Source organism: Pseudomonas vranovensis (genome assembly GCF_040438935.1).
Taxonomy (GTDB): domain Bacteria; phylum Pseudomonadota; class Gammaproteobacteria; order Pseudomonadales; family Pseudomonadaceae; genus Aquipseudomonas; species Aquipseudomonas vranovensis.
On record NZ_CP159259.1, the window covers coordinates 5,342,193 to 5,365,246 of the forward strand.

General features: G+C 62.8%; 20 protein-coding genes. 15 read left to right on the forward strand and 5 right to left on the reverse strand.

From position 1 onward, the window contains the following. Positions 1 to 34 precede the first annotated feature (34 nt). Positions 35 to 1,660, reverse strand: a complete 1,626-nt coding sequence (locus ABVN19_RS24690; RefSeq protein ID WP_028942235.1) for a methyl-accepting chemotaxis protein — start codon at positions 1,658 to 1,660, stop codon at positions 35 to 37. 275 nt (positions 1,661 to 1,935) lie between these two features. On the opposite strand from ABVN19_RS24690, the gene ABVN19_RS24695 reads away from it, so the two are divergent. The 3 genes from ABVN19_RS24695 (at position 1,936) to ABVN19_RS24705 (ending at position 4,560) form a co-directional block, all read left to right on the forward strand. Next, positions 1,936 to 2,166: a hypothetical protein gene (locus tag ABVN19_RS24695; protein ID WP_028942234.1), complete on the forward strand. Its 231-nt coding sequence runs from the start codon at positions 1,936 to 1,938 to the stop codon at positions 2,164 to 2,166. Then, complete coding sequence (locus ABVN19_RS24700) at positions 2,163 to 2,465, forward strand: cell division protein ZapA (protein ID WP_028942233.1); 303 nt, start codon at positions 2,163 to 2,165, stop codon at positions 2,463 to 2,465. The genes ABVN19_RS24695 and ABVN19_RS24700 overlap by 4 nt, the downstream gene beginning before the upstream one ends. Positions 2,466 to 2,622: 157 nt before the next feature. Next, on the forward strand, positions 2,623 to 4,560 hold the full coding sequence (locus ABVN19_RS24705) for a methyl-accepting chemotaxis protein (protein ID WP_028942232.1): 1,938 nt from the start codon (positions 2,623 to 2,625) through the stop codon (positions 4,558 to 4,560). A gap of 63 nt (positions 4,561 to 4,623) precedes the next feature. Here the strand turns inward: ABVN19_RS24705 and ABVN19_RS24710 are convergent, their stop codons facing one another. Then, positions 4,624 to 5,664: a low specificity L-threonine aldolase gene (locus ABVN19_RS24710; protein ID WP_028942231.1), complete on the reverse strand. Its 1,041-nt coding sequence runs from the start codon at positions 5,662 to 5,664 to the stop codon at positions 4,624 to 4,626. A gap of 252 nt (positions 5,665 to 5,916) precedes the next feature. On the opposite strand from ABVN19_RS24710, the gene glyA reads away from it, so the two are divergent. The 8 genes from glyA to ABVN19_RS24750 all read left to right on the forward strand — a co-directional run bounded on the left by glyA (position 5,917) and on the right by ABVN19_RS24750 (position 15,480). Beyond that, positions 5,917 to 7,170 (forward strand): serine hydroxymethyltransferase, encoded by a 1,254-nt coding sequence (glyA, locus tag ABVN19_RS24715; protein ID WP_028942230.1) that lies wholly within the window; start codon positions 5,917 to 5,919, stop codon positions 7,168 to 7,170. 20 nt (positions 7,171 to 7,190) lie between these two features. After that, positions 7,191 to 8,441 (forward strand): sarcosine oxidase subunit beta family protein, encoded by a 1,251-nt coding sequence (locus ABVN19_RS24720; RefSeq protein ID WP_028942229.1) that lies wholly within the window; start codon positions 7,191 to 7,193, stop codon positions 8,439 to 8,441. 14 nt (positions 8,442 to 8,455) lie between these two features. Continuing rightward, positions 8,456 to 8,785 carry a sarcosine oxidase subunit delta gene (locus tag ABVN19_RS24725; protein ID WP_028942228.1) on the forward strand — a complete coding sequence of 110 codons (330 nt, stop codon included), beginning with the start codon at positions 8,456 to 8,458 and terminating at the stop codon, positions 8,783 to 8,785. Further along, complete coding sequence (locus ABVN19_RS24730; protein ID WP_028942227.1) at positions 8,782 to 11,799, forward strand: sarcosine oxidase subunit alpha; 3,018 nt, start codon at positions 8,782 to 8,784, stop codon at positions 11,797 to 11,799. The genes ABVN19_RS24725 and ABVN19_RS24730 overlap by 4 nt, the downstream gene beginning before the upstream one ends. Before the next feature lie 97 nt (positions 11,800 to 11,896). After that, positions 11,897 to 12,529, forward strand: coding sequence for a sarcosine oxidase subunit gamma family protein (gene soxG / locus ABVN19_RS24735; RefSeq protein ID WP_028942226.1), 633 nt, complete (start codon positions 11,897 to 11,899; stop codon positions 12,527 to 12,529). 11 nt (positions 12,530 to 12,540) lie between these two features. Continuing rightward, positions 12,541 to 13,398, forward strand: coding sequence for a formyltetrahydrofolate deformylase (gene purU / locus ABVN19_RS24740; RefSeq protein ID WP_028942225.1), 858 nt, complete (start codon positions 12,541 to 12,543; stop codon positions 13,396 to 13,398). A 108-nt stretch (positions 13,399 to 13,506) separates the two neighbouring features. Next, complete coding sequence (fdhA, locus tag ABVN19_RS24745) at positions 13,507 to 14,706, forward strand: formaldehyde dehydrogenase, glutathione-independent (protein WP_028942224.1); 1,200 nt, start codon at positions 13,507 to 13,509, stop codon at positions 14,704 to 14,706. A 204-nt stretch (positions 14,707 to 14,910) separates the two neighbouring features. Beyond that, positions 14,911 to 15,480, forward strand: a complete 570-nt coding sequence (locus ABVN19_RS24750; RefSeq protein ID WP_028942223.1) for a DUF2780 domain-containing protein — start codon at positions 14,911 to 14,913, stop codon at positions 15,478 to 15,480. 6 nt (positions 15,481 to 15,486) lie between these two features. On the opposite strand, the gene ABVN19_RS24755 is transcribed toward ABVN19_RS24750, so the two are convergent. Both ABVN19_RS24755 and ABVN19_RS24760 read right to left on the reverse strand, forming a co-directional pair. Then, complete coding sequence (locus ABVN19_RS24755; protein WP_105641441.1) at positions 15,487 to 16,830, reverse strand: APC family permease; 1,344 nt, start codon at positions 16,828 to 16,830, stop codon at positions 15,487 to 15,489. A gap of 153 nt (positions 16,831 to 16,983) precedes the next feature. After that, entirely contained in the window at positions 16,984 to 17,871 is an 888-nt protein-coding gene (locus ABVN19_RS24760; protein WP_028942221.1) for an acyltransferase, read from the reverse strand. Between the two features lie 180 nt (positions 17,872 to 18,051). On the opposite strand from ABVN19_RS24760, the gene ABVN19_RS24765 reads away from it, so the two are divergent. The 4 genes from ABVN19_RS24765 (at position 18,052) to creD (ending at position 22,199) form a co-directional block, all read left to right on the forward strand. After that, positions 18,052 to 18,555 carry an ATP-dependent zinc protease gene (locus tag ABVN19_RS24765; RefSeq protein WP_028942220.1) on the forward strand — a complete coding sequence of 168 codons (504 nt, stop codon included), beginning with the start codon at positions 18,052 to 18,054 and terminating at the stop codon, positions 18,553 to 18,555. A gap of 109 nt (positions 18,556 to 18,664) precedes the next feature. Next, entirely contained in the window at positions 18,665 to 19,342 is a 678-nt protein-coding gene (gene creB, locus ABVN19_RS24770; protein WP_105641442.1) for a two-component system response regulator CreB, read from the forward strand. Then, positions 19,342 to 20,775 carry a two-component system sensor histidine kinase CreC gene (gene creC / locus ABVN19_RS24775; protein WP_105641443.1) on the forward strand — a complete coding sequence of 478 codons (1,434 nt, stop codon included), beginning with the start codon at positions 19,342 to 19,344 and terminating at the stop codon, positions 20,773 to 20,775. Before creB ends, creC begins: the two co-directional genes overlap by 1 nt. A 95-nt stretch (positions 20,776 to 20,870) precedes the next feature. Beyond that, the gene (creD, locus tag ABVN19_RS24780; RefSeq protein WP_028942217.1) at positions 20,871 to 22,199 is read left to right on the forward strand and encodes a cell envelope integrity protein CreD; all 1,329 of its coding nucleotides are present in this window, start codon (positions 20,871 to 20,873) and stop codon (positions 22,197 to 22,199) included. 216 nt (positions 22,200 to 22,415) lie between these two features. Here creD and ABVN19_RS24785 read toward each other — a convergent pair whose 3' ends face one another. Next, positions 22,416 to 23,048, reverse strand: a complete 633-nt coding sequence (locus tag ABVN19_RS24785; protein WP_036989484.1) for a glutathione S-transferase — start codon at positions 23,046 to 23,048, stop codon at positions 22,416 to 22,418. Between the last annotated feature and the right edge of the window lie 6 nt (positions 23,049 to 23,054).

Consider the following 23,054-nt stretch of genomic DNA (forward strand, 5'->3'; position numbering starts at 1 on the left):
CGTATCGCGGGGCGAGCCCGCTCCTACACAAAGGTCAGACGCTGAAGCGGGCCACCAGGCCGTTCAGGTCCACAGCCAGGCGCGACAGCTCGGCGCTGGCGGCGCTGGTCTGGTGGGCGCCGGTGGCCGACTGCACTGACAGGTCGTTGATGTTGACCAGGTTGCGGTCCACTTCGCGAGCCACCTGGGCCTGCTCTTCGGCGGCGCTGGCGATCACCAGGTTGCGTTCGTTGATCTGGGCCACGGCGCCGGTGATGGTGTCCAGCGCAAGGCCGGCGCCACGGGCGATGTTCAGGGTCGACTCGGCCCGTTCGGTGCTGTTGCGCATGGAGTTGACCGCCTGCTCGGTACCGCCCTGGATGCTGCCGATCATCCGCTCGATTTCGCTGGTCGACTGCTGGGTGCGGTGGGCCAGGGCTCGCACCTCATCGGCCACCACGGCAAAGCCGCGACCGGCTTCACCGGCACGGGCTGCCTCGATGGCAGCATTCAAGGCCAGCAGGTTGGTCTGGTCGGCCAGGCCGCGAATCACATCCAGCACCTTGCCAATGTCCCGCGACTCTTCTGCCAGGTTGCCGATCAATTCGGCGGTGCCTTGCACATCGACACTCATGCGTTCGATGGCGGTGACGGTTTCCAGTACCAGGTCACGACCGTCACCGGCTGAACGGGTCGCAGCCTGAGAGGCCTCGGAGGTGCTCACGGCATTGCGCGCCACTTCTTCCACAGCGCTGGTCATTTCGGTGACGGCGGTGGCGGCCTGTTCGATTTCGTTGTTCTGCTGTTGCAGACCACGGGCGCTTTCGTCGGTGACGCTGTTGAGTTCCTCGGCGGCCGAGGCCAGTTGCGTGGCTGAGCCTGCAATCAGTTGCAGCGTGTCGCGCAGTTTGTTCTGCATCTTGGCCATCGCCCGTAGCAGGCGCGCGGCCTCGTCCTGGCCTTCGGCTTCGATGCGGCGGGTCAGGTCGCCTTCGGCGATGCGCTCGGCGGCCTGCAGGGCTTCGTCGATGGGCCTGACGATACTGCGGGTCAGCAGCAGGGCGCAGATCAAGGTCAGCACCGTGGCTGCCAGCAACAGGCCGATCACCAGGGCGACGGCATGGCTGTATTGGTCGGCGGCAGTCTGGTTGATCTCGCGGGTCTGTTCGGTGTTGATGCTCACCAGTTGATCCATGACTTTGTTGATCTGCTCGGAGTTGTCGAGCATGTCGCGGTTGATCAAGGTGCGCAGCACCTCCAGGTCATTGCTTTGCGAAGCCAGGCGCATGCGGTTTTCCAGTTGTCGGTACTGGCCGAGCAACTGCACGTACTGGTTGTAGGCCGTGCGCTCCTCGGTGCCATAGATCAATGGCTCGTACACCCGGCGGGCGTCGTCGATCTGCTGGTTGCGCTGGTCGATCAATTGCAAGGTGTTCTGCACCGTGTCGGCTTCGCGGTTGATCAACAGGCGGTACGACAAGGTACGCAGGCGCAGGGTCAGCTGAGTCAGCTGGTCGAGGTTGGTGATGCTGGGTACGGTGGACTGCTCGATGATTTCGCCGGCCTGGCGAATCTTGCCCATCTGGTTGAGGGCGAACAGCCCCAGGCCCAGCATCAAGGCACAGATCAAGGCAAACCCCAGCAGCGCGCGCGGGGCGATGTTCATGTTACGTAGGGACATGGTGGTCTTCCGGGAGGGAAATGGACGCGCACGGGGTGCGACAGATTCAGGACTGACTTGCCTATCGGTCGGACGCAAAAACTCTTGAGGGCCTGAAGATGAAATTGTGAGCCAGCTATCTTCTTTCCTGACGGGCGGCTGCCAATATGGGGAACCGGACTCCGTAACCCGGGTCAATCTGCACCAGCGTGAAGCGTCTAAACCCGATATCCCTGGCTAGCACGCGGACTTTTCTTTATCGTGTGCGCCCCCCGAAAACCCCCGAGAAGGTAATCATGTTGGAAACTTCCCTCAGTCAATTGGAACAACTGGTCGGCGACCTGGTACAGAAGAATCAGGAACTGGCCGAGCGCAATGCTCAGATCAGCGCTGAACTGGCCCAAGCCAAGGACGAAAACGAAAGCCTGCAGCTGTCGCTGATGGAGCAGGAAGAGAAGCAGGGCGCTACCGCTGCACGTATCCAGGCCCTGGTCGAGCGCGCCAGCGTTGGTGCCGTCAACGCATGAGAACTTCAGCACAGCCGATCAATGTCGTGTCGATTCTCGGCAGTGACTATTCGATCAAGGCCCCCGAAGGCCAGGAACAGGCCCTGGCCCAGGCCGTGCAGATGCTCAACGCGTCGCTGGCCGAGACCAAGCGCAAATACCCCACCCTGATCGGTGACAAGCTGCTGGTTCTGGCAGCCCTCAACCTGTGCTCGCAGCAGATCGAACTGCAACAGCAGCACCAGCAGGCCCTCGACCGTTACCAAGAGCAAGTCAGCGCCACGGTCGATGTGATTGCCCGGACCATCGGCAACAGCTGATCGGCCCCCGCAACACCGTTCACGCTTCTTTTGCTCGCTCACTGCCCTGTCGGCAGTGGGCGGCATTGTCGTGGGTCACTGGAGTTATTGTATTTCCTTCTGTATACAATTGGCCTGTCTATTGCAGTACAGGGCTTATTTACTCAGGGGAAGTTTCATGCAGTTCTGGCGGCGCAGTATCCAGTGGCAGTTGATTGCAAGCATGGGCGCAGCCCTGTTGGTGAGCATTCTTGTGGTGGTGGGAATCTACTCGGTAGCGGTCAATCGCCTGACCGAGCGTTACTTGGTCGACACCGCCTTGCCGGCGAGCATTGAGGCAATTCGTAACGACATCGAGCGCATGCTCAGCCGTCCGCTCACCGCAGCGGCCGATATTGCCAACAATACTTTGCTGCGCGATTGGCTGGCAGCGGGCGAAGACCCGGCCCAGGCAGCACAGTTTGTCGAATACCTGGAAGCGCTGCGGCAGAAGAACCAGGCCTTTACCGCGCTGTTCGCGGCGACCGAAACCAACCACTACTACAACGAAAAGGGCCTGGACCGAACGTTGAGCCGCAGCAATCCGGCGGACAAGTGGTTCTATGGCTTCATCGACAGCGGCAACCCGCGCCTGCTCAACATCGACACCGATGGCAGTACCGGAGAGCTGGCGTTGTTCATCGACTATCGGGTGGAGAAGGCCGGAAAGCTGGTGGGCATCGCCGGCCTCGGCCTGCGCATGACCGAGTTGTCCGAGCTGATCCACAACTTCAGCTTTGGTGAGCGCGGACGGGTGTTTCTGGTGCGCGGCGATGGCCTGATCCAGGTTCATCCAGACCAGCAGTTCAGTGGCAAGCGTAAGCTTGCCGAGCAGATCGGCGCGGCCGCCGCCCAGGCCGTGCTGGACCGGAACGACAGCCTGCACAGCAGCCGTTTCGAGCGTGACGGCGAAGGTTACCTGGCCTTGAGCCTGCCTTTGCGCGACCTGAACTGGACGCTGGTCGCCGAAGTGCCGGAGGCGCAGATCTACGCCCCGGTACGTGAAACGGTGTGGATGACCAGCCTGATTGGTGGCGCGGTCGCCCTGGTGTCGCTGTTGCTGGTGGTGTTGCTGGCGGGGGGCATCGTTCGCCCGATTCGCCGGGTGACCGGCGCCTTGATGGCCATCGGCAACGGTGGTGGCGACCTGACTCACCGGCTGGATGAGTCCCGCGCCGACGAGCTCGGGGACCTGGCCCGCGGTTTCAATCGTTTCCTGGACAACCAGCGCGACCTGATCGGTGAAGTACTGCGCACTACCGAGCACCTGCACAAGGCCGTCAGCCAGGTGACCGAGGTGGTGGAAAACACGGCGGACCGTTCGCTGCGCCAGCAGGAAATGACCGAGATGGTGGCAACGGCAGTACACCAGATGGGGCTTACCGTGCAGGACATCGCCCAGAATGCGGGCAACGCCGCCCAGGCGTCGCAGACCGCGCGCAGCGAAGCGTTGCAGGCCCGTGAAGTGGTGCAGCGTTCGATTGCCCACATCGAGGGAATGTCGGGCGAGATCGGCCTGGCGGCGGGGGCGGTGAGTCAGCTGGCTGAGGAGGTGGCATCCATCGACGAAGTGCTGGCGGTGATTCGCAGCATCTCCGAGCAGACCAACCTGCTGGCGCTCAACGCTGCCATCGAGGCCGCTCGCGCCGGTGAAATGGGCCGTGGTTTTGCCGTGGTCGCCGATGAGGTGCGTACGCTGGCGCAACGTACCCAGGTATCCACCGACGAAATCCAGCACATGATCCAGCGGCTCAAGCAGGGTGCCGGCAACGCGGTGGCGTCCATGCATGCCGGGCAGGCCGCGACGGGTACCGGGGTCGAGTCGAGCCAGCGCACTGGGGCATCGTTGACCACCATTACCGGGCAGGTGGAACACATCAGTGACATGAACCTGCAGGTGGCGACGGCGACGGAGGAGCAGTCGGCGGTGACCGATGAGATCAACCGCAATGTGCAGGGGATTTCCGATCTGGCACGCCAGACGGCGGCTGAAGTGCAGGGGTGTCGGGAGGACTGCCAGGCGCTGCGTGGGTTGGCCGATGACCTGGCGCGGCAGATGGGTGGCTTCAGGCTGTAGATCGTTATCGCGGGGCAAGGCCGTTCCTACGGTAGGAGCGGCCTTGCCCCGCGATAAGGGCCCTCAGGCGCCCATGGCCGCGCGGATATCCGCCGCCAGCTCGCGCACCCGTGCCTCATCGGTGTCCCACGAGCACATGAACCGCGCACCCCCGCTGCCAATGAAGGTGTAGAAGCGCCAGCCCTTGTTGCGCAAGGCTTCCAGGGCCGGTTCAGACATCTGCAGGAACACCCCGTTGGCTTGCACCGGGAACATCAGTTCCACGCCCGGCACATCGCTGACCAGTTCGCTGAGCAACTGTGCGCAACGGTTGGCATGGCTGCCGTACTTGAGCCAGGCATCGTTTTCCAGCAAGCCCACCCACGGGGCCGACAGAAAGCGCATCTTCGAGGCCAATTGGCCAGCCTGCTTGCAGCGGTAGTCGAAGTCTTCAGCCAGCTTGCGGTTGAAGAACAGAATCGCCTCACCCACCGCCATGCCGTTCTTGGTACCGCCAAAGCACAGTACATCGACACCCGCCTTCCAGGTCAGCTCGGCCGGCGAGACGCCCAGGGAAGCACAGGCGTTGCTGAAGCGGGCGCCGTCCATGTGCAGGTTCAGGCCCAGTTCCTTGCAGGTGGCGCTGATCGCCTTGAGCTCTTCAGGGTGATAAACGGTGCCGACTTCGGTGGCCTGGGTGATGGTGACCACCCGTGGCTTGGGGTAGTGGATGTCCTGGCGCTTGAGGGCGACTTCGCGGATCGACTCGGGCGTCAGCTTGCCATCCACGCTGCGCGCGGTGAGCAGTTTGGAGCCGTTGGAGAAGAACTCCGGGGCGCCGCATTCGTCGGTCTCGACGTGGGCGGTCTCCGAGCAGATGACGCTGTGATAGCTCTGGCACAAAGACGACAGCGCCAGGGAGTTGGCCGCAGTGCCGTTGAAGGCGAAGAACACTTCGCAGTCGGTTTCGAACAGCTCGCGGAAGTACTCGGCGGCGCGGGCGGTCCATTGGTCGTCGCCGTATGAGCGGTCATGACCCAGGTTGGCTTTCTCCATTGCGGCCCAGGCTTCGGGGCAGATGCCGGAATAGTTGTCGCTGGCGAATTGCTGGCTTTGATCTGTCATGACGGTGTCCTGAGAACGACGCAGGAGAGCACTGTAAAACAACCGGCATGAACCGAACAGCGTCGCGGGGCAAGCCCGCTTCCACAGGGTTGGCCTGATACGGTGGGAGCGGGCTTGCCCCGCGATACGCGCCATGTCGTAAACGCACCACTGCAAGGCGTGCGTAGGCATCTGGGCCGTCTGCGTCGGTCATACCATCGCTGAAAAGGGCAATTGCCCCACAAGACCGATGCCGCTGCCGGGAGAGATGCAATGTTCAGCAAGCAAGACCAGATCCAGGGTTACGACGATGCACTGCTGGCGGCGATGAATGCCGAGGAGCAACGCCAGGAAGATCACATCGAGCTGATCGCCTCGGAAAACTACACCAGCAAGCGTGTCATGCAGGCCCAGGGCAGCGGCCTGACCAACAAATACGCCGAAGGTTATCCGGGCAAGCGCTACTACGGCGGTTGCGAGCATGTGGATAAAGTCGAGCAACTGGCCATCGACCGCGCCAAGCAGCTGTTCGGTGCCGACTACGCCAACGTCCAGCCGCACTCCGGCTCCTCGGCCAACAGCGCCGTGTACCTGGCCCTGCTGCAAGCCGGCGACACCCTCCTGGGCATGAGCCTGGCCCACGGCGGTCACCTGACCCACGGTGCCAAGGTGTCGTCCTCGGGCAAGCTGTACAACGCCGTGCAGTACGGCATCGACACCAGCACCGGCCTGATCGACTACGACGAAGTCGAGCGCCTGGCCGTCGAGTGCCAGCCGAAGATGATCGTTGCCGGCTTCTCGGCCTACTCCAAGACCCTGGACTTCCCGCGCTTCCGCCAGATCGCCGACAAGGTCGGCGCCTACCTGTTCGTCGACATGGCCCACGTGGCTGGCCTTGTGGCCGCCGGCCTGTACCCGAACCCGCTGCCCTACGCCGACGTGGTCACCACCACTACCCACAAGACCCTGCGGGGGCCTCGTGGCGGCCTGATCCTGGCGCGCAGCAACGAAGAAATCGAGAAGAAGCTCAATGCCGCGGTATTCCCCGGTGCCCAGGGTGGCCCGCTGATGCACGTGATCGCCGGTAAGGCGGTGTGCTTCAAGGAGGCGCTGGAGCCAGGCTTCAAGACCTACCAACAGCAGGTGATCGACAACGCCCAGGCCATGGCCAAGGTGTTCATCGACCGTGGTTTCGATGTGGTGTCCGGTGGTACCGACAACCACCTGTTCCTGGTCAGCCTGATCCGCCAGGGCCTGACCGGCAAAGACGCCGACGCCGCCCTGGGCCGCGCCCACATCACCGTGAACAAGAACGCCGTGCCCAACGATCCGCAGTCGCCGTTCGTGACCTCGGGCCTGCGTATCGGCACCCCGGCGGTCACCAGCCGCGGCTTCAAGGTTGCCCAGTGCGTGGAGCTGGCCGGCTGGATCTGCGACATCCTCGACAACCTCGGTGATGCCGATGTCGAGGCCGATGTTGCGAAGAACGTGTCGGCACTGTGTGCAGATTTTCCGGTTTATCGCTGAGTGGTCCAGGAGTAAAGACTATGCAACGTTACTCAGGCTTCGGCCTCTTCAAGCACTCGCTCAGCCACCACGAAAACTGGCAGCGCATGTGGCGCACGCCAACCCCGAAAAAGGTCTACGACGTGGTCATCGTCGGCGGGGGCGGGCACGGCCTGGCCACTGCCTACTACCTGGCCAAGGAACACGGCATCACCAATGTGGCGGTGGTTGAGAAAGGCTGGCTGGGTGGCGGCAATACCGCGCGCAACACCACCATCGTGCGCTCCAACTACCTGTGGGATGAGTCGGCGCACCTTTATGAGCACGCGATGAAGCTCTGGGAAGGCCTGTCGCAAGACATCAACTACAACGTGATGTTCTCCCAGCGCGGCGTCTACAACCTGTGCCACACCCTGCAGGACATGCGCGACTCGGAGCGCCGGGTCAGCGCCAACCGCCTCAATGGCGTGGACGGCGAGCTGCTCAACGCCCAACAGGTGGCCGAAGAGATCCCCTACCTGGACTGCTCCAAGAACACGCGCTACCCGATCATGGGCGCCACCGTGCAGCGTCGCGGTGGCGTGGCCCGTCACGACGCCGTGGCCTGGGGCTTTGCCCGCGCCGCCGACGCCTTGGGCGTTGACCTGATCCAGCAGACCGAGGTGATCGGCTTTCGCAAGGAAAACGGCGTGGTCATCGGGGTGGAAACCAACAAGGGCTTTATCGGCGCCAAACGCGTCGGTGTGGTGACTGCCGGTAACTCCGGGCACATGGCCAAGCTCGCCGGCTTCCGCCTGCCGATCGAGTCGCACCCGCTGCAGGCGCTGGTGTCCGAGCCGCTCAAGCCGATCATCGACAGCGTGATCATGTCCAACGCCGTACATGGCTACATCAGCCAGTCCGACAAGGGCGACCTGGTCATCGGCGCCGGTATCGACGGCTGGGTCGGCTACGGCCAGCGTGGCTCGTACCCGGTGATCGAGCACACCCTGCAGGCCATCGTCGAAATGTTCCCGATTCTTTCGCGGGTGCGCATGAACCGCCAGTGGGGCGGCATCGTCGACACCACGCCGGACGCTTGCCCGATCATCTCCAAGACCCCGGTGAAGAACATGTTCTTCAACTGCGGTTGGGGGACCGGTGGCTTCAAGGCCACCCCCGGCTCGGGCAACGTCTTTGCCGCAAGCTTGGCCAAGGGCGAAATGCACCCGCTGGCCAAACCCTTTTCCATCGACCGTTTCCACAACGGTGCACTGATCGACGAACACGGCGCCGCCGCTGTCGCCCACTAACAGGAGAAATCCCCATGTTGCATATCTTCTGTCCCCATTGCGGCGAACTGCGCTCCGAAGAGGAGTTCCACGCCGCCGGTCAAGCGCACATTCCGCGGCCCATGGACCCCAACGCCTGCACCGACGAGGAGTGGGGCGACTACATGTTCTTCCGCGACAACCCGCGTGGCCTGCATCACGAGCTGTGGATTCATGCCGCCGGATGCCGCCAGTACTTCAATGCCACCCGCGACACGGTGACCTACGAGATTCTGGAAACCTATCCGATCGGCGCCAAGCCGCAAGTGACCGGCAAAAACACCAGCCCGCAGTTGGCAGTCAGTGGTCAGGGAGAAAAGGTATGAGCCAGGTCTATCGCCTGTCCAACGGCGGTCGTATCGATCGCAGCAAAGTCTTGAACTTCACTTTCAACGGACAGACCTACCAGGGCTATGCCGGCGACACCCTGGCGGCCGCCTTGCTGGCCAACGGCGTGGACATCGTCGGGCGCAGCTTCAAGTACTCGCGCCCGCGCGGCATCATCGCCGCAGGGTCGGAAGAGCCGAACGCCATCCTGCAGGTGGGCGCCACCGAAGCCACCCAGGTGCCCAACGTGCGTGCCACCCAGCAGGCCTTGTACGCGGGCCTGGTGGCCACCAGCACCAATGGCTGGCCGAGCGTGAATACCGACGTCATGGGCATTCTTGGCAAGGTTGGCGGCAAGCTGATGCCGCCGGGCTTCTACTACAAGACGTTCATGTACCCGCAGTCGTTCTGGATGACCTACGAGAAGTACATCCGCAAGGCGGCCGGCCTTGGTCGTGCGCCGCTGGAAAACGACCCGGACACCTACGACTACATGAGCCAGCACTGTGACGTACTGGTGGTCGGCGCAGGCCCTGCCGGCCTTGCTGCCGCCCTGGCTGCCGGGCGCAGCGGTGCCCGCGTGATCCTGGCCGACGAGCAGGAAGAGTTTGGCGGCAGCCTGCTCGACAGCCGCGAAACCCTCGATGGCAAACCGGCCGCCGACTGGGTCGCCGCCGTGGTGGCCGAACTCAAGACCCTGCCGGAAGTGACCCTGTTGCCTCGAGCCACAGTCAACGGCTACCACGACCACAACTTCCTCACCATTCACGAGCGCCTGACCGATCACCTGGGTGATCGCGCGCCCATCGGCCAGGTGCGCCAGCGCATGCACCGGGTTCGCGCCAAGCGGGTGGTGCTGGCGACCGGTGCCCACGAGCGCCCGCTGGTGTATGGCAACAACGATGTGCCGGGCAACATGCTCGCTGGCGCAGTGTCTACCTACGTACGCCGCTATGGCGTGGCGCCGGGTCGCAACCTGGTGCTGTCGACCAACAACGACCATGCCTACCGCGTAGCGCTGGACTGGCACGACGCCGGCCTGAAAGTGGTCGCCATCGCCGATGCCCGCCACAATCCGCGCGGATCGCTGGTTGAAGAAGCACGGGCCAAAGGCATTCGTATCCTCACCTCCAGCGCAGTGATCGAGTCCCGCGGTAGCAAGCATGTGACCGCTGCCCGGGTCGCGGCCATCGACGTCAAGGCGCACAAAGTGGCCAGCCCCGGTGAATGGCTGGATTGCGACCTGGTCGCTACCTCCGGCGGCTACAGCCCGGTGGTCCACCTGGCCTCGCACCTGGGCGGCAAGCCGACCTGGCGTGAAGACATCCTCGGCTTCGTGCCGGGTGATGCCCCGCAAAAACGCGTATGTGTGGGTGGCATCAACGGTGTGTTCGCCCTGGGCGACACCCTGGCCGATGGTTTTGAAGGGGGCGTGCGCGCCGCCACCGAAGCCGGCTTCAAGGCCGTGGCCGGTAGCCTGCCGAAAGTACTGGCCCGTCAGGAAGAAGTCACCGTGGCGTTGTTCCAGGTGCCCCACGACAAGAACACCGCACGGGCGCCGAAGCAGTTCGTCGACCAGCAGAATGACGTCACCGCAGCCGCGATCGAGCTGGCCACCCGCGAGGGCTTCGAGTCGGTCGAGCACGTCAAGCGCTACACCGCCCTGGGCTTTGGCACCGACCAGGGCAAGCTGGGCAACATCAACGGTCTGGCCATTGCGGCGCGCTCCATGGGTATCACCATTCCGGAAATGGGCACTACCATGTTCCGTCCCAACTACACGCCGATCACCTTCGGCGCCGTGGCCGGGCGGCACTGTGGCCACCTGTTCGAGCCGGTGCGCTTTACCGCGCTGCATGCCTGGCACCTGAAGAACGGCGCCGAGTTCGAGGACGTCGGCCAGTGGAAGCGCCCGTGGTACTTCCCGCGCAATGGCGAGGATATCCATGCCGCCGTGGCCCGCGAGTGCAAGGCGGTGCGTGACAGCGTCGGCCTGCTCGACGCCTCGACCCTGGGCAAGATCGACATTCAGGGCCCGGACGCCCGCGAGTTCCTCAACCGGATCTACACCAACGCCTGGACCAAGCTCGATGTGGGCAAGGCACGCTACGGCCTGATGTGCAAAGAAGACGGCATGGTCTTCGACGACGGCGTCACCGCCTGCGTCGGCGAGAACCACTTCATCATGACCACCACCACAGGCGGCGCCGCTCGCGTGCTGCAGTGGCTGGAGATCTACCAGCAGACCGAATGGCCGGACCTGAAGGTGTACTTCACCTCGGTGACCGACCACTGGGCGACCCTGACCCTGTCCGGCCCTAACAGCCGCAAGCTGCTCGGCGAAGTGACCGATATCGACCTGGACAAGGACGCCTTCCCGTTCATGACCTGGAAGGAAGGCCTGGTGGCCGGCGTGCCGGCGCGGGTGTTCCGGATTTCGTTCACGGGTGAGCTGTCGTACGAGGTCAACATCCAGGCCAACTACGCCATGGGCGTACTGGAGAAAATCGCCGATGCCGGCAAGCAGTACAACCTGACCCCGTACGGCACCGAGACCATGCACGTGCTGCGGGCCGAGAAGGGCTTCATCATCGTTGGCCAGGACACCGACGGCTCGATGACCCCCGACGACTTGAACATGGGCTGGTGCGTGGGCCGCACCAAACCGTTCTCGTGGATCGGCTGGCGCGGGATGAACCGTGAAGACTGCGTGCGCGAAAACCGCAAGCAACTGGTGGGCCTCAAGCCGGTCGACCCGAACCAGTGGCTGCCAGAAGGCGCACAACTGGTGTTCGACCCCAAGCAACCGATCCCGATGGACATGGTCGGCCACGTGACCTCCAGCTACGCCGCCAACTCCCTGGGTTATTCATTCGCCATGGGCGTGGTCAAGGGCGGGCTCAAGCGCCTGGGTGAGCGGGTCTACTCGCCCCAGGCGGACGGCAGCGTGATCGAGGCGGAGATCTGCGCCTCGGTGTTCTTCGATCCGAAGGGCGAGCGCCAGAACGTGTAGGAGCGAGACAGCCCCGCGGTGCGATGTTGGCAGTGCTGATGTCATCGCGGGTCAAGCCCTCTCCCACAAGGTCCACAGCATTCAAGGCAGGTGTGTAATGAGCACAATCAACGTTTACCAGCAACGCCCCGGCAACGACGTCAAGGCCGAGTCACCGCTCCACCATGCCGACCTGCCCAGCCTGGTCGGCAAGGGCCGCAAGAACGCCGGGGTGACCCTGCGCGAGCACAAGTTCCTCGGTCACCTGACGCTGCGTGGCGACGGCCGCGATCCGGCTTTCGCTGGCGGTGTGTTCAAGGCCCTGGGCCTGGAACTGCCCGTGGCCCTGACCGTGGTCGCCAATGGCGAGATGTCATTGCAGTGGCTGGGCCCGGATGAGTGGCTGCTGATCGTGCCGGGCGGGCAGGAATTTGCCGTCGAGCAGAAGCTGCGCGACGCCCTCGATGGCCAGCACATTCAGGTGGTCAATGTCAGCGGCGGGCAGACGCTGCTGGAACTGAGCGGCCCCAACGTGCGCGAAGTGCTGATGAAATCCACCAGCTATGATGTACATCCGAACAACTTCCCCGTCGGCAAGGCCGTGGGCACGGTGTTCGCCAAGTCGCAACTGGTTATCCGCCGTACCGGCGAGGAAACCTGGGAACTGCTGATTCGCCGCAGCTTCTCCGACTACTGGTGGTTGTGGCTGCAGGATGCGGCAGCCGAGTACGGTTTGGCCATCGAGGCCTAGGGAGCGTTGTCATGAGCCGAGCACCGGACACCTGGATTCTTACCGCTGACTGTCCGAGCCTGCTCGGCACGGTGGATGTGGTAACGCGCTACCTGTACGAGCAACAGTGCTATGTCACCGAGCATCATTCCTTCGATGATCGGTTGTCGGGGCGCTTCTTCATTCGGGTGGAGTTTCGCCAGGCCGACGGCTTTGACGAAGCCAGCTTTCGGGCAGGCCTTGCCGAGCGTGGCGAAGCCTTCGGCATGTTGTTCGAGCTGACTGCGCCCAAGCACCGGCCCAAAGTGGTAATCATGGTCTCCAAGGCCGATCACTGCCTCAACGACCTGCTCTATCGCCAGCGCATCGGCCAGTTGAGCATGGACGTGGTGGCGGTGATCTCCAACCACCCGGACCTGGAGCCGCTGGCCAACTGGCACCGGATTCCCTATTACCACTTCGCCCTCGATCCACTCGACAAGCCGGCCCAGGAGCGCAAGGTGCTGCAGGTGATCGAGGAGTCCGGCGCCGAACTGGTGATTCTCGCCCGCTACATGCAGGTGCTGTCGCCAGAGTTGTGCCGCAAGCTCGACGGCTGGGCGATCAATATCCATCACTCCCTGCTGCCGGGTTTCAAGGGCGCCAAGCCGTATCACCAGGCCTACAACAAGGGCGTGAAACTGGTGGGCGCCACTGCCCACTACATCAACAACGACCTCGACGAAGGGCCGATCATTGCCCAGGGCGTGGAGGCGGTGGACCACAGTCATTACCCCGAGGACCTGATTGCCAAGGGGCGCGATATCGAGTGCCTGACGCTGGCACGGGCGGTGGGGTATCACATCGAGCGGCGGGTGTTTTTGAACGCCAACAGGACGGTAGTGCTCTGAATCGCGGGGCTAGCCCCGCGAAAAAGATTGATTCCAGTAACACAGCGCAGCCCCGGGGCCGCGCACTTTGCACCGCTACATAACAACAAACTTTAGCGAGGTAAAAGCATGTCTGGTAATCGTGGTGTGGTGTATCTCGGCGCTGGCAAGGTCGAGGTGCAGAAAATTGACTACCCGAAAATGCAGGACCCACGTGGCAAGAAGATCGAGCACGGGGTAATCCTCAGGGTGGTCTCCACCAATATCTGTGGCTCCGACCAGCACATGGTGCGCGGTCGTACCACCGCCCAGGTCGGGCTGGTGCTGGGCCATGAAATTACCGGCGAGGTGATCGAGAAGGGCAGGGACGTCGAGAACCTGCAGATCGGCGACCTGGTCTCGGTACCCTTCAACGTGGCGTGCGGGCGTTGCCGCTCGTGCAAGGAACAACACACCGGCGTCTGCCTGACCGTCAACCCGGCCCGTGCAGGCGGTGCCTACGGTTACGTCGACATGGGCGACTGGACCGGTGGCCAGGCCGAATACGTGCTGGTGCCTTATGCCGACTTCAACCTGCTTAAACTGCCGAACCGTGACAAGGCCATGGAGAAGATCCGCGACCTGACCTGCCTGTCGGACATCCTGCCGACTGGTTATCACGGTGCGGTCACGGCCGGTGTCGGTCCGGGCAGTTCGGTGTATATCGCGGGTGCCGGCCCTGTCGGTCTGGCCGCCGCCGCTTCGGCCCGCTTGCTGGGCGCTGCCGTGGTGATCGTGGGTGATGTGAACCCGGTGCGCCTGGCCCACGCCAAGGCCCAGGGTTTCGAGATTGCCGACCTGTCACAGGACACCCCGCTGCACGAGCAGATCGCCAACCTGCTGGGTGAGCCAGAGGTCGATTGCGCTGTCGATGCGGTGGGCTTCGAAGCCCGTGGCCACGGCCATGCCGGTGCCAAGCACGAAGCCCCGGCTACCGTGCTCAACTCGTTGATGGGCGTGGTGCGGGTGGCGGGCAAGATTGGTATTCCCGGCCTGTATGTGACCGAAGACCCGGGTGCGGTGGATGCCGCGGCCAAGATCGGCAGCCTGAGCATCCGCTTTGGCCTGGGTTGGGCAAAGTCACACAGCTTCCACACCGGGCAGACACCGGTGATGAAGTACAACCGCCAACTGATGCAGGCGATCATGTGGGATCGCATCAACATCGCCGAAGTGGTGGGCGTGCAGGTGATCAGCCTGGACCAGGCGCCTGAGGGGTATGGCGAGTTCGATGCGGGTGTGCCGAAGAAGTTTGTGATCGATCCGCACAAGCTGTTCAGCGCGGCGTAAGGCATCGTCGCGGGTCAAGCCCGCTCCCACCAACTGGGTAGGAGCGGGCTTGCCCCGCGATAGCGGTGCGCCAGTAAGATCGCTATCACGGGGCGAGTCGAGCCATCGCAACGCCGCTCCTACAGCCCGTCCACATGGAACATTCCCTTGCCTGTATAGTCCAACCCTCGTTTTCCCTGCCTTTACGGCTGACGAGGTTTTTCCATGAAACGTTTCGCACTGGTCACCCTGATGACCCTGGCTGCCAGCCCGGTGTTTGCCTTCAACCTCAGCGATGCGGCCAACGCCGTCTCCGCCATGCAAGGCAACAAGGACGGTGCTGCCGTACAGGCGCCAGCCGCCTCGGCGAACTTGCTCAATACCCTCGGCAGCGAGCTGAAGGTCACTCCCGAACAAGCCATCGGTGGTACCGGCGCCTTGCTGGGCCTGGCCCGCAATCAGCTCAGCAGCACTGACTACGAGCAGCTCAGCAAAGCCGTGCCCGGCCTGGATATGCTCTCCGGCGAAAACGCCCTGGGCGGTTTGAGCGGCCTGGGCGACCTGCTCGGCAAGAGCGGCAATTCCTCGGCGTTGAGCAACGCCCTGGGCAACAACGTCAAAGACACCAACGACCTCAACAACGCCTTCAGCGCGCTGGGCATGGACACCGGCATGATCGGCCAGTTTGCCCCGCTGATCCTTCAGTACCTCGGTCAGCAGGGTGTAGCCGGTTCGTTGCTGCAGAACCTGGGCAGCCTGTGGACGACCACCCCGGCCACTGTGCCGTCAGTGTAATTACGCTCAGCCGGCTTCCGAAAAGTTCACCGTCTGCACCGGACGACGGAAGCCGCAGGTCAGTACCAGCAGGTAGACCAGCCCCAGGGCGAACCAGCTCAGGCCAATGGTCAGGGTCAGGGACGACAGGCTGGTCCACAGCCACAGCGTCAGGCTCATGCCTACCAGCGGGATCAGGCCATAGCGCAGCAACCCGGCCAGGTTGCGGTGGCAGGTCTCGTTGACCAGGTGGGTGCGGATCACCGCCAGGTTCACCGCCGAGAAGGCCACCAGCGCACCGAAGCTGATCAGCGACGCCAGGGTGGACAGGTCGATCACCAGCGCCAGCAGGGAAAAGGCCGACACCACCAGGGTGGCCATGACCGGTGTGCCAAAGCGCTGTGAAAGGCTACCGAAGCAACGCTGCGGCAAGACCCTGTCGCGGCCCATGGTGTAGAGAATCCGCGACACTGCCGCCTGCGACGCCAGGGCCGAACCGAGGCTGCCGGCCACGAATGCAGCGGTGAAGAAGTTGGCCAGGAATTGGCCGCCTGCCTTGAACATCACTTCGTTGGCAGCGGCATCGGTGTTGGCAAAATGGCTGCCCGGCAGTACCAGCTGGCTGATGTAGGCGAGCAGGGTGAACAGCAGGCCGGCACCGAGGGTGGTTAGGATGATTGCCCGAGGCACGTTGCGCTTCGGATCTTTGGTTTCTTCGGCCAGGGTCGAAACCGCATCGAAGCCCAGGAACGACAGGCACAACACCGCAGCCCCAGCCATCAGTGCGCCGAAGCCCGGCTGGCTGCCGTCGCCAGTCAAGGGCGAGAGCACATCGATCGGCTGGCCGCCGAGGGTCTTGAACGACATCGCCACGAACACACCGATGAACACGATCTGCGCGCCGACGATCAGGTTGCTGGTCTTGGCCACCGAGTGGATGCCGACCACGTTGAGTACGGTGACCAGGGCAATCGAGGCCAGGATGATGGTCCACACCGGGATGCTCGGAAAGGCGATGTTCAGGAACAGGCCGATCAGCAAGTAATTGATCATCGGGATGAACAGGTAATCGAGCAGCAGCGACCAGCCGGCCAGAAAGCCGATGTTGGGCCCGAACGCCAGGTTGGTGTAGGAGTAGGCAGACCCGGCAACCGGGAAGCGCCGGACCATGAAGCTGTAGGACGTGGCGGTAAACAGCATGGCCACCAGGGTGACCAGGTAGGCGCCGGCAGTGCGCCCGCCGGTGAGTTCGGTGACGATGCCGTAGGTGGTGAAAATGGTCAGCGGGACCATGTAGACGAGGCCGAAGAACACCAGAGCGGGAAGGCCCAGGACACGGCGAAGCTGGGTATTGCTGGAGGGATTGGCCATTATCGATCCTGGCTTTTTGTAATTGTTTGTTGATCGATTTTTATCCAGTTAAACCTTCAATAGCAAACAAAGATTCCCTTATCTTGATTATAAATACAGATTTTAATCGACTTGCTGGGGCATGGTGAGCGCTGGCAAGCGAGCGCCCACAGGTCAGCGCAGTTCGGCACGCAGTGCTTCGATGCGGGCGTCCTTGTCGTGCCACAGCTGGTTGATCCAGTCCTGCACGGTCTGGCGGAAGACCGGGTCGTTTTCGTAGTCGCCGGTCCACAGGGCCGGGTCCAGCTCGCGCACCTGGATGTCGATGATTACCTTGGGCACTGCGCCGCTGAGCAGGTCCCAGAAGCCGGGGGGCTTGTTGCCGGGGTAGACGATGGTGACGTCGAGCAGGGCGTCCAGTTGCTCGCCCAGCGCTGCCAATACGAACGCCACGCCACCGGCCTTGGGCTTGAGCAAGTGCTGGAACGGTGATTGCTGCGCCTGGCGCTTGGCTTCGGTGAAGCGCGTGCCTTCCAGGTAGTTGACCACGGTCACCGGCTGGCGCTTGAACAGCTCGCAGGCGGCCTTGGTGATTTCCAGATCCTGCCCCTTGAGCTCAGGGTGCTTTGCAAGGAAGGCCTTGCTGTAGCGCTTCATGAACGGATAATCCAGCGCCCACCAGGCCAGGCCCAGCAGCGGCACCCAGATCAGCTCTTTTTTCAGGAAGAACTTGAAGAACGGAATGCGCCGGTTCAGCGCCTGGATCAGTGCCGGGATATCCACCCAGCTCTGGTGGTTGCTCACCGCCAGGTAGGAGGTATCCAGGCGCAGGTCGGCGGCGCCGCGCACTTCCCACACGGTGGGGATGCACAGGCGGAAGATGAGTTTGTCGATCTCGGCCCAGGTCTCGGCGATCCACATCACCGCCCAGGAGGCGTACTCACGGTAACGGCCGGGCAGGACCAGTTTGAGCAGGGCGAAGACCATCAGCGGGCCGATCAGGACCAGGGTGTTGAGCAGCAACAGCGTGGTCACAAGAATGCCCGTCAGCAAGCGGCGCATAAGAAGACTCTTATATTCAAGTAAGCGGTCGGCAATGATAAGCAGCCTCCGGGCGTACGCCAAATGCTCCGCTCTGCCCGGGTCGCACAAATGTTTCACTTTGTGTTGAGTAAGCTATCAACGCGAACCTATCCTGCCTTCGCAGTCTAAACACTGTCTTTTCTCAAGGAAGCGGATCCTGTGAAATCTGTACTTGCACTGTTGTCCCTGCTCGCGCTGCCGGTCATGGCCGCCGACCCAACCCTGTATGGCCGCTACGAATACATCAAGCTCCCGGAGTTTGGCGGTGAAACCCTTAAGGCCAAGATGGACACCGGTGCGCTGACCGCGTCGCTGTCGGCCAAGGACATCGAGCGCTTTACCCGCGACGGTGAAGATTGGGTGCGCTTTCGCCTGGCGACCAAGGAGTCCGACGGCAAGGTCTATGAACACAAACTGGCGCGCATGAGCAAGATCAAGAACCGCGCCGACGAGGACGAAGACGGCGAAGGTGCCGACATCAGCAAGCGCCCGGTGGTCGACCTGGAGCTGTGCCTGGGTGACGTCAAGCGCACCGTGGAGGTCAACCTGACCGACCGCAGCAGCTTCAACTACCCGTTGCTGATCGGCGCCAAGGCGTTGCGTGAGTTCAAGGCAGCGGTGAACCCGGCACGGCGGTTTACGGCGGGCAAGCCGGACTGTTGATGCGCCAGCGGCAAGTTTCACGCTGCAAGCTGCAAGAAAAAGCGCTTCGGTGTAACGTCACCCAATCCGCTTCTACTTGAAGCTTGTCGCTTGAGGCTTGCAGCTCCAAATGCCCCATATCTTGATCGTCGAAGACGAAGCCGCCATCGCCGATACCCTGATCTTCGCCCTGCAGGGCGATGGTCACAGCACCGAGTGGGTCTCGCTGGGCAGCGCTGCGCTTGAGCAACAGCGCCTGCATCCGGCCGATCTGATCATTCTGGATATCGGCCTGCCGGATATCAGCGGTTTTGAAACCTGTCGGCAGTTGCGCCGTTTCACCGAGGTGCCAGTGATGTTCCTGAGTGCCCGTGACGGTGAAATCGACCGGGTGGTGGGGCTTGAAATCGGTGCCGACGATTACGTGGTCAAACCCTTCAGCCCCCGTGAGGTTGCTGCACGGGTGCGGGCGATTCTCAAGCGCACGGCGCCGCGTACCGAACCCGAGGCACCGGTCGTGTTCCAGCTCGACACCCTGCGTATGCAGATCAGCTATCGCGGCCAGCCCCTGACCCTGACCCGTCACGAATTTCGCTTGATGCAGTGCCTGTTGGAGCAGCCCGAGCGGGTGTTCAGCCGCGAGCAGTTGCTCGACGCCGTGGGCGTGGCCGCCGATGCCGGCTACGAGCGCAGTATCGATAGTCACATCAAGAGCCTGCGCGCCAAACTGCGCCAGGTGGTGGCCAGCGCCGAGCCGATCCAGACCCACCGGGGCCTGGGCTACAGCTACAGCCCGAGCCATAGCTGATGCGCCTGGGAATCCGGATTTTCCTGGTCTATTTCCTGTTTGTGGGGCTGATCGGTTTTTTCATTCTCAGCACCGTGCGCGAAGAGATCCGTCCCGGTGTGCGCCAATCCACCGAAGAAACCCTGGTCGATACCGCCAACCTGCTGGCCGAGATCCTTCACGACGACGTCAAGGCCGGAACCCTCGGCCAGAGCCGCCTGCCGCAGTTGTTGCGCGCCTATGGCCAGCGTCAGCCCAAGGCAGACATCTGGGGCTTGTCGAAGAACCAGGTCAATCACCGCATCTATGTCACCGACGCCCAGGGCATCGTGCTGCTCGATTCCAGCGGTGCGGCCGTGGGCGAGGACTATTCGCGCTGGAACGATGTCTACCTGACTCTGCGTGGCGAATACGGCGCGCGTTCCACCCGCAGCGATCCGAATGACCCGGAGTCGTCGGTGATGCATGTGGCGGCGCCGATCCTCGATGAGGGCAAGATCATTGGCGTGGTGACCGTGGCCAAGCCGAACAAGTCGTTGCAGCCCTATATCGACCGCTCGGAGCAGCGCTTGCTGTACCTGGGGCTGGGGTTGATCGGCCTGGGCTTGCTGGTGGGGGCGGCGTTGTCGTGGTGGCTGGCGCGCTCGCTGCGGCGCCTGACCCATTACGCCCAGGCGGTTAGCGAAGGAGAGCGCACCACACTGCCGCATTACCGTGGTGGTGAGCTGGGACAGTTGGCGGCTGCGGTCGAGCGCATGCGTACCCGGCTTGAAGGCAAGGATTATGTCGAGCGCTATGTCCATACCCTGACCCACGAACTCAAGAGCCCGTTGGCCGCCATTCGCGGTGCCTCGGAGCTGCTGCAGGGGCCGATGGACGAGGCGCAGCGCCAGCGCTTTGCCGGCAACATAGAGAGTGAAAGCGCGCGCATGCAGCAGCTGATCGAGCGCCTGTTGAACCTGGCGCAGGTCGAGCAGATGCAGGCGTTGGAAGATCAGCAGCAGGTGCCGCTGGCGGCACTGATCGATGAGCTGTTGGTGGCCCAGGGGGTGCGCATCGAAAGCACCGGCCTGCAGGTGCGTCAGCGGGTAGCAGCTAACGTGCGCCTGTTGTGCGAGCCATTTCTGATGCGTCAGGCCATTGCCAACCTGCTCGACAACGCCCTGGATTTCACCCCGCCCGGCGGCATGCTGCTGTTCGAGCTCGAGCGGCGCGAGGGTCGCGTGGCCCTGAGCCTGTTCAACCAGGGCGAGGCGATTCCCGACTATGCGCTGGGGCGGGTGAGTGAGCGTTTCTATTCGTTGCCGCGCCCGTTCAGTGACCGCAAGAGCACAGGCCTTGGCCTGAACTTTGTCGAGGAAGTGATGCAACTGCACGGCGGCTCGCTGGAAGTGGCCAACGTCGAAGACGGTGTGCGCGTGCGGCTGTGGCTAGCGGCCAAGCGCTTTGGCTGAAGACTTCACACAAACTCCACATAGCCTCCACATAAGTACTCAAGGGCTCCATTTCGCGTGCGCAGACTCTGCCCATCGAAACCGGAGCCTTTTTCATGAACCGAACATTGAGTATCAAACTCGGCGCGATTGCCTTCCTGATCATCCTGTTGTTGATCCCGTTGCTGATGATCGGTGGCCTGATTGGCGAGCGCCAGGACCTGCGTGACACCGTCGTGCAGGACATTGCCCAAAGCTCCAGCTTCAGCCAGCAGATCAGCGGGCCGGTGCTGGTAGTACCGTACCGCAAGACCGAACGGCGCTGGAAACTCCAGGACGGCCAGACTACCCAGGAGAACAGCCAGGTCAGCGGTCACCTGTACTTCCTGCCAGAAACCTTCGAGCTGAAGTCGAGCATCGACACCGAGCTGCGTTCGCGGGGGATCTACCAGGCCCGGTTGTTCCACGCCGACAACCATATCAGCGGGCAATTCAAGCTGCCGGCACAATGGGGGATCACTGAGGACTACGCCGACTATCGCTTCGAGCCGGCCTTCCTGGCGGTCGGCATCAGTGACATCCGTGGCATCGACAAAGGCCTGCAGTTGCAACTCAATGATCGTCGCCTGGACTTCCAGCCCGGAACCCGTCTGGGCTGGCTGGGCAGTGGTGTGCATGCAGCCTTGGGCGCGCTCGATGCCCACGCCGAAGCCGTGATCGACTACAGCTTTGATCTCAGCCTGCAGGGCACCGGGCAGTTGCATGTGCTGCCGGTGGGCCGCAGCACCAGCGTGAGCATGGCCTCCAACTGGCCGCATCCAAGCTTTATCGGCAACTATCTGCCCAGCAGCCGCAAAGTGGACGCCGGGGGGTTCTCCGCCCGCTGGCAGACTTCGTTCTTCTCCACCAACCTGGAAGACGCCTTGAGCCAGTGCCAGGTGCATGCCAACTGCGACGACTTTCGTGGCCGCGCATTCGGCGTGAGCTTTGTCGACCCGGTGGACCAGTACCTCAAGAGCGAACGGGCGATCAAATATGCGCTGCTGTTCATCGTCCTGACCTTTGCCGGTTTCTTCCTGTTCGAGATCCTCAAGAACCTCAGCGTTCACCCAATCCAGTACGCCCTGGTCGGCGCGGCGCTGGCGCTGTTCTACCTGTTGCTGTTGTCGTTGTCCGAGCACCTGGGCTTTGGCGTGGCGTACCTGCTGTCGGCCGGGGCCTGTGTGTTGCTGGTCGGTTTCTACCTGTGCCACGTGCTGCACAGCCTGTGGCGGGCGCTGGGCTTTGCCCTGGGGTTGGCAGTGCTCTATGGCATGCTCTACGGCCTGCTCAGCGCCGAGGACTATGCGCTGCTGATGGGGTCGTTGCTGTTGTTCGGGTTGTTGGGTGTGTTCATGGTGCTGACCCGCCGACTGGACTGGTACAGCATCGGGAGAGGGCAATGAGCGGGTTGCGCGAGGAGAGGAGCCTGGGGGCGGTGATGGCGCTGAATGTTGCCATCATTTGGAATGCTGAGATCGCGGGAGTGCAGGCAAGTGTCTTTGTAGCCGCTGCCGCCAGGCTGCGATCGACTGCGCAGCAGTCGTCATGTGCTGACAACGACCGCTACGCGACCGATTGCAGCCTGGCGGTAGCGGCTACAGCTTCCTCGACAAGGCCCGTCAGTTCATCGACGGATCGGTAGCCCGCATCGAGTCGCGCTGACTCACTTCGGCATACCACGCCGCAAGCTTTGGCTGCCGCTTGCGCCAGCCAAAGTCCGGCATGCGCAGGTCGAGGTAACCCAGGGCACAGGCCACGCCGATGGCGGCGATGTCGAACACTGACGCCAGCTCGGCAATGTGCTCCTGCTCAAGGTTGGCCAAGCCACGGCGGATCTTGTCCTGCTGGGCGTCGACCCAGCTGTCCCAGCGCTTTTCTTCCGGACGCAGGAAGGTTTCGTAGCGGGTCAGCACGGCGGCATCCATGACGGCATCGGCCAGGGCCGCCAGGGTCAGGCGGTTCCAGCGTGCGGCGCCCTCCTTGGGGATCAGCGGGTTGCCCACATGCTGCAAGTCGAGGTATTCGCAGATCACCCGGCTGTCGAACAGCACGTTGCCGTCGTCCAGGCGCAGGGCCGGGATCTTGCCAGCCGGGTTGGTCAGGTTCAGGTCTGCATCGGGGGCGACCGGGCTCAGGTTGATGCTTTGAACAGCAACCCGGTTGGTTTGCCCGGTTTCATGCAGCACCACCATGACCTTTCGCACAAAGGGCGAGGCCGGTGAGTGGAACAGTGTCATGGTCGGTGCAGACATGATCGC

What these genes read in the sequence shown, in the direction of transcription:
- purU (WP_028942225.1), top strand. Translation starts at nt 12,541, where the DNA reads ATGAGCCGAGCACCGGACACCTGGATTCTTACCGCTGACTGTCCGAGC.
- ABVN19_RS24710 (WP_028942231.1), bottom strand. Translation starts at nt 5,664, where the DNA reads ATGACAGATCAAAGCCAGCAATTCGCCAGCGACAACTATTCCGGCATC.
- creB (WP_105641442.1), top strand. Translation starts at nt 18,665, where the DNA reads ATGCCCCATATCTTGATCGTCGAAGACGAAGCCGCCATCGCCGATACC.
- creC (WP_105641443.1), top strand. Translation starts at nt 19,342, where the DNA reads ATGCGCCTGGGAATCCGGATTTTCCTGGTCTATTTCCTGTTTGTGGGG.
- ABVN19_RS24760 (WP_028942221.1), bottom strand. Translation starts at nt 17,871, where the DNA reads ATGCGCCGCTTGCTGACGGGCATTCTTGTGACCACGCTGTTGCTGCTC.
- ABVN19_RS24705 (WP_028942232.1), top strand. Translation starts at nt 2,623, where the DNA reads ATGCAGTTCTGGCGGCGCAGTATCCAGTGGCAGTTGATTGCAAGCATG.
- ABVN19_RS24755 (WP_105641441.1), bottom strand. Translation starts at nt 16,830, where the DNA reads ATGGCCAATCCCTCCAGCAATACCCAGCTTCGCCGTGTCCTGGGCCTT.
- creD (WP_028942217.1), top strand. Translation starts at nt 20,871, where the DNA reads ATGAACCGAACATTGAGTATCAAACTCGGCGCGATTGCCTTCCTGATC.
- ABVN19_RS24750 (WP_028942223.1), top strand. Translation starts at nt 14,911, where the DNA reads ATGAAACGTTTCGCACTGGTCACCCTGATGACCCTGGCTGCCAGCCCG.
- glyA (WP_028942230.1), top strand. Translation starts at nt 5,917, where the DNA reads ATGTTCAGCAAGCAAGACCAGATCCAGGGTTACGACGATGCACTGCTG.
- ABVN19_RS24720 (WP_028942229.1), top strand. Translation starts at nt 7,191, where the DNA reads ATGCAACGTTACTCAGGCTTCGGCCTCTTCAAGCACTCGCTCAGCCAC.
- ABVN19_RS24695 (WP_028942234.1), top strand. Translation starts at nt 1,936, where the DNA reads ATGTTGGAAACTTCCCTCAGTCAATTGGAACAACTGGTCGGCGACCTG.
- ABVN19_RS24690 (WP_028942235.1), bottom strand. Translation starts at nt 1,660, where the DNA reads ATGTCCCTACGTAACATGAACATCGCCCCGCGCGCGCTGCTGGGGTTT.
- fdhA (WP_028942224.1), top strand. Translation starts at nt 13,507, where the DNA reads ATGTCTGGTAATCGTGGTGTGGTGTATCTCGGCGCTGGCAAGGTCGAG.
- ABVN19_RS24785 (WP_036989484.1), bottom strand. Translation starts at nt 23,048, where the DNA reads ATGTCTGCACCGACCATGACACTGTTCCACTCACCGGCCTCGCCCTTT.
- ABVN19_RS24700 (WP_028942233.1), top strand. Translation starts at nt 2,163, where the DNA reads ATGAGAACTTCAGCACAGCCGATCAATGTCGTGTCGATTCTCGGCAGT.
- ABVN19_RS24725 (WP_028942228.1), top strand. Translation starts at nt 8,456, where the DNA reads ATGTTGCATATCTTCTGTCCCCATTGCGGCGAACTGCGCTCCGAAGAG.
- soxG (WP_028942226.1), top strand. Translation starts at nt 11,897, where the DNA reads ATGAGCACAATCAACGTTTACCAGCAACGCCCCGGCAACGACGTCAAG.
- ABVN19_RS24730 (WP_028942227.1), top strand. Translation starts at nt 8,782, where the DNA reads ATGAGCCAGGTCTATCGCCTGTCCAACGGCGGTCGTATCGATCGCAGC.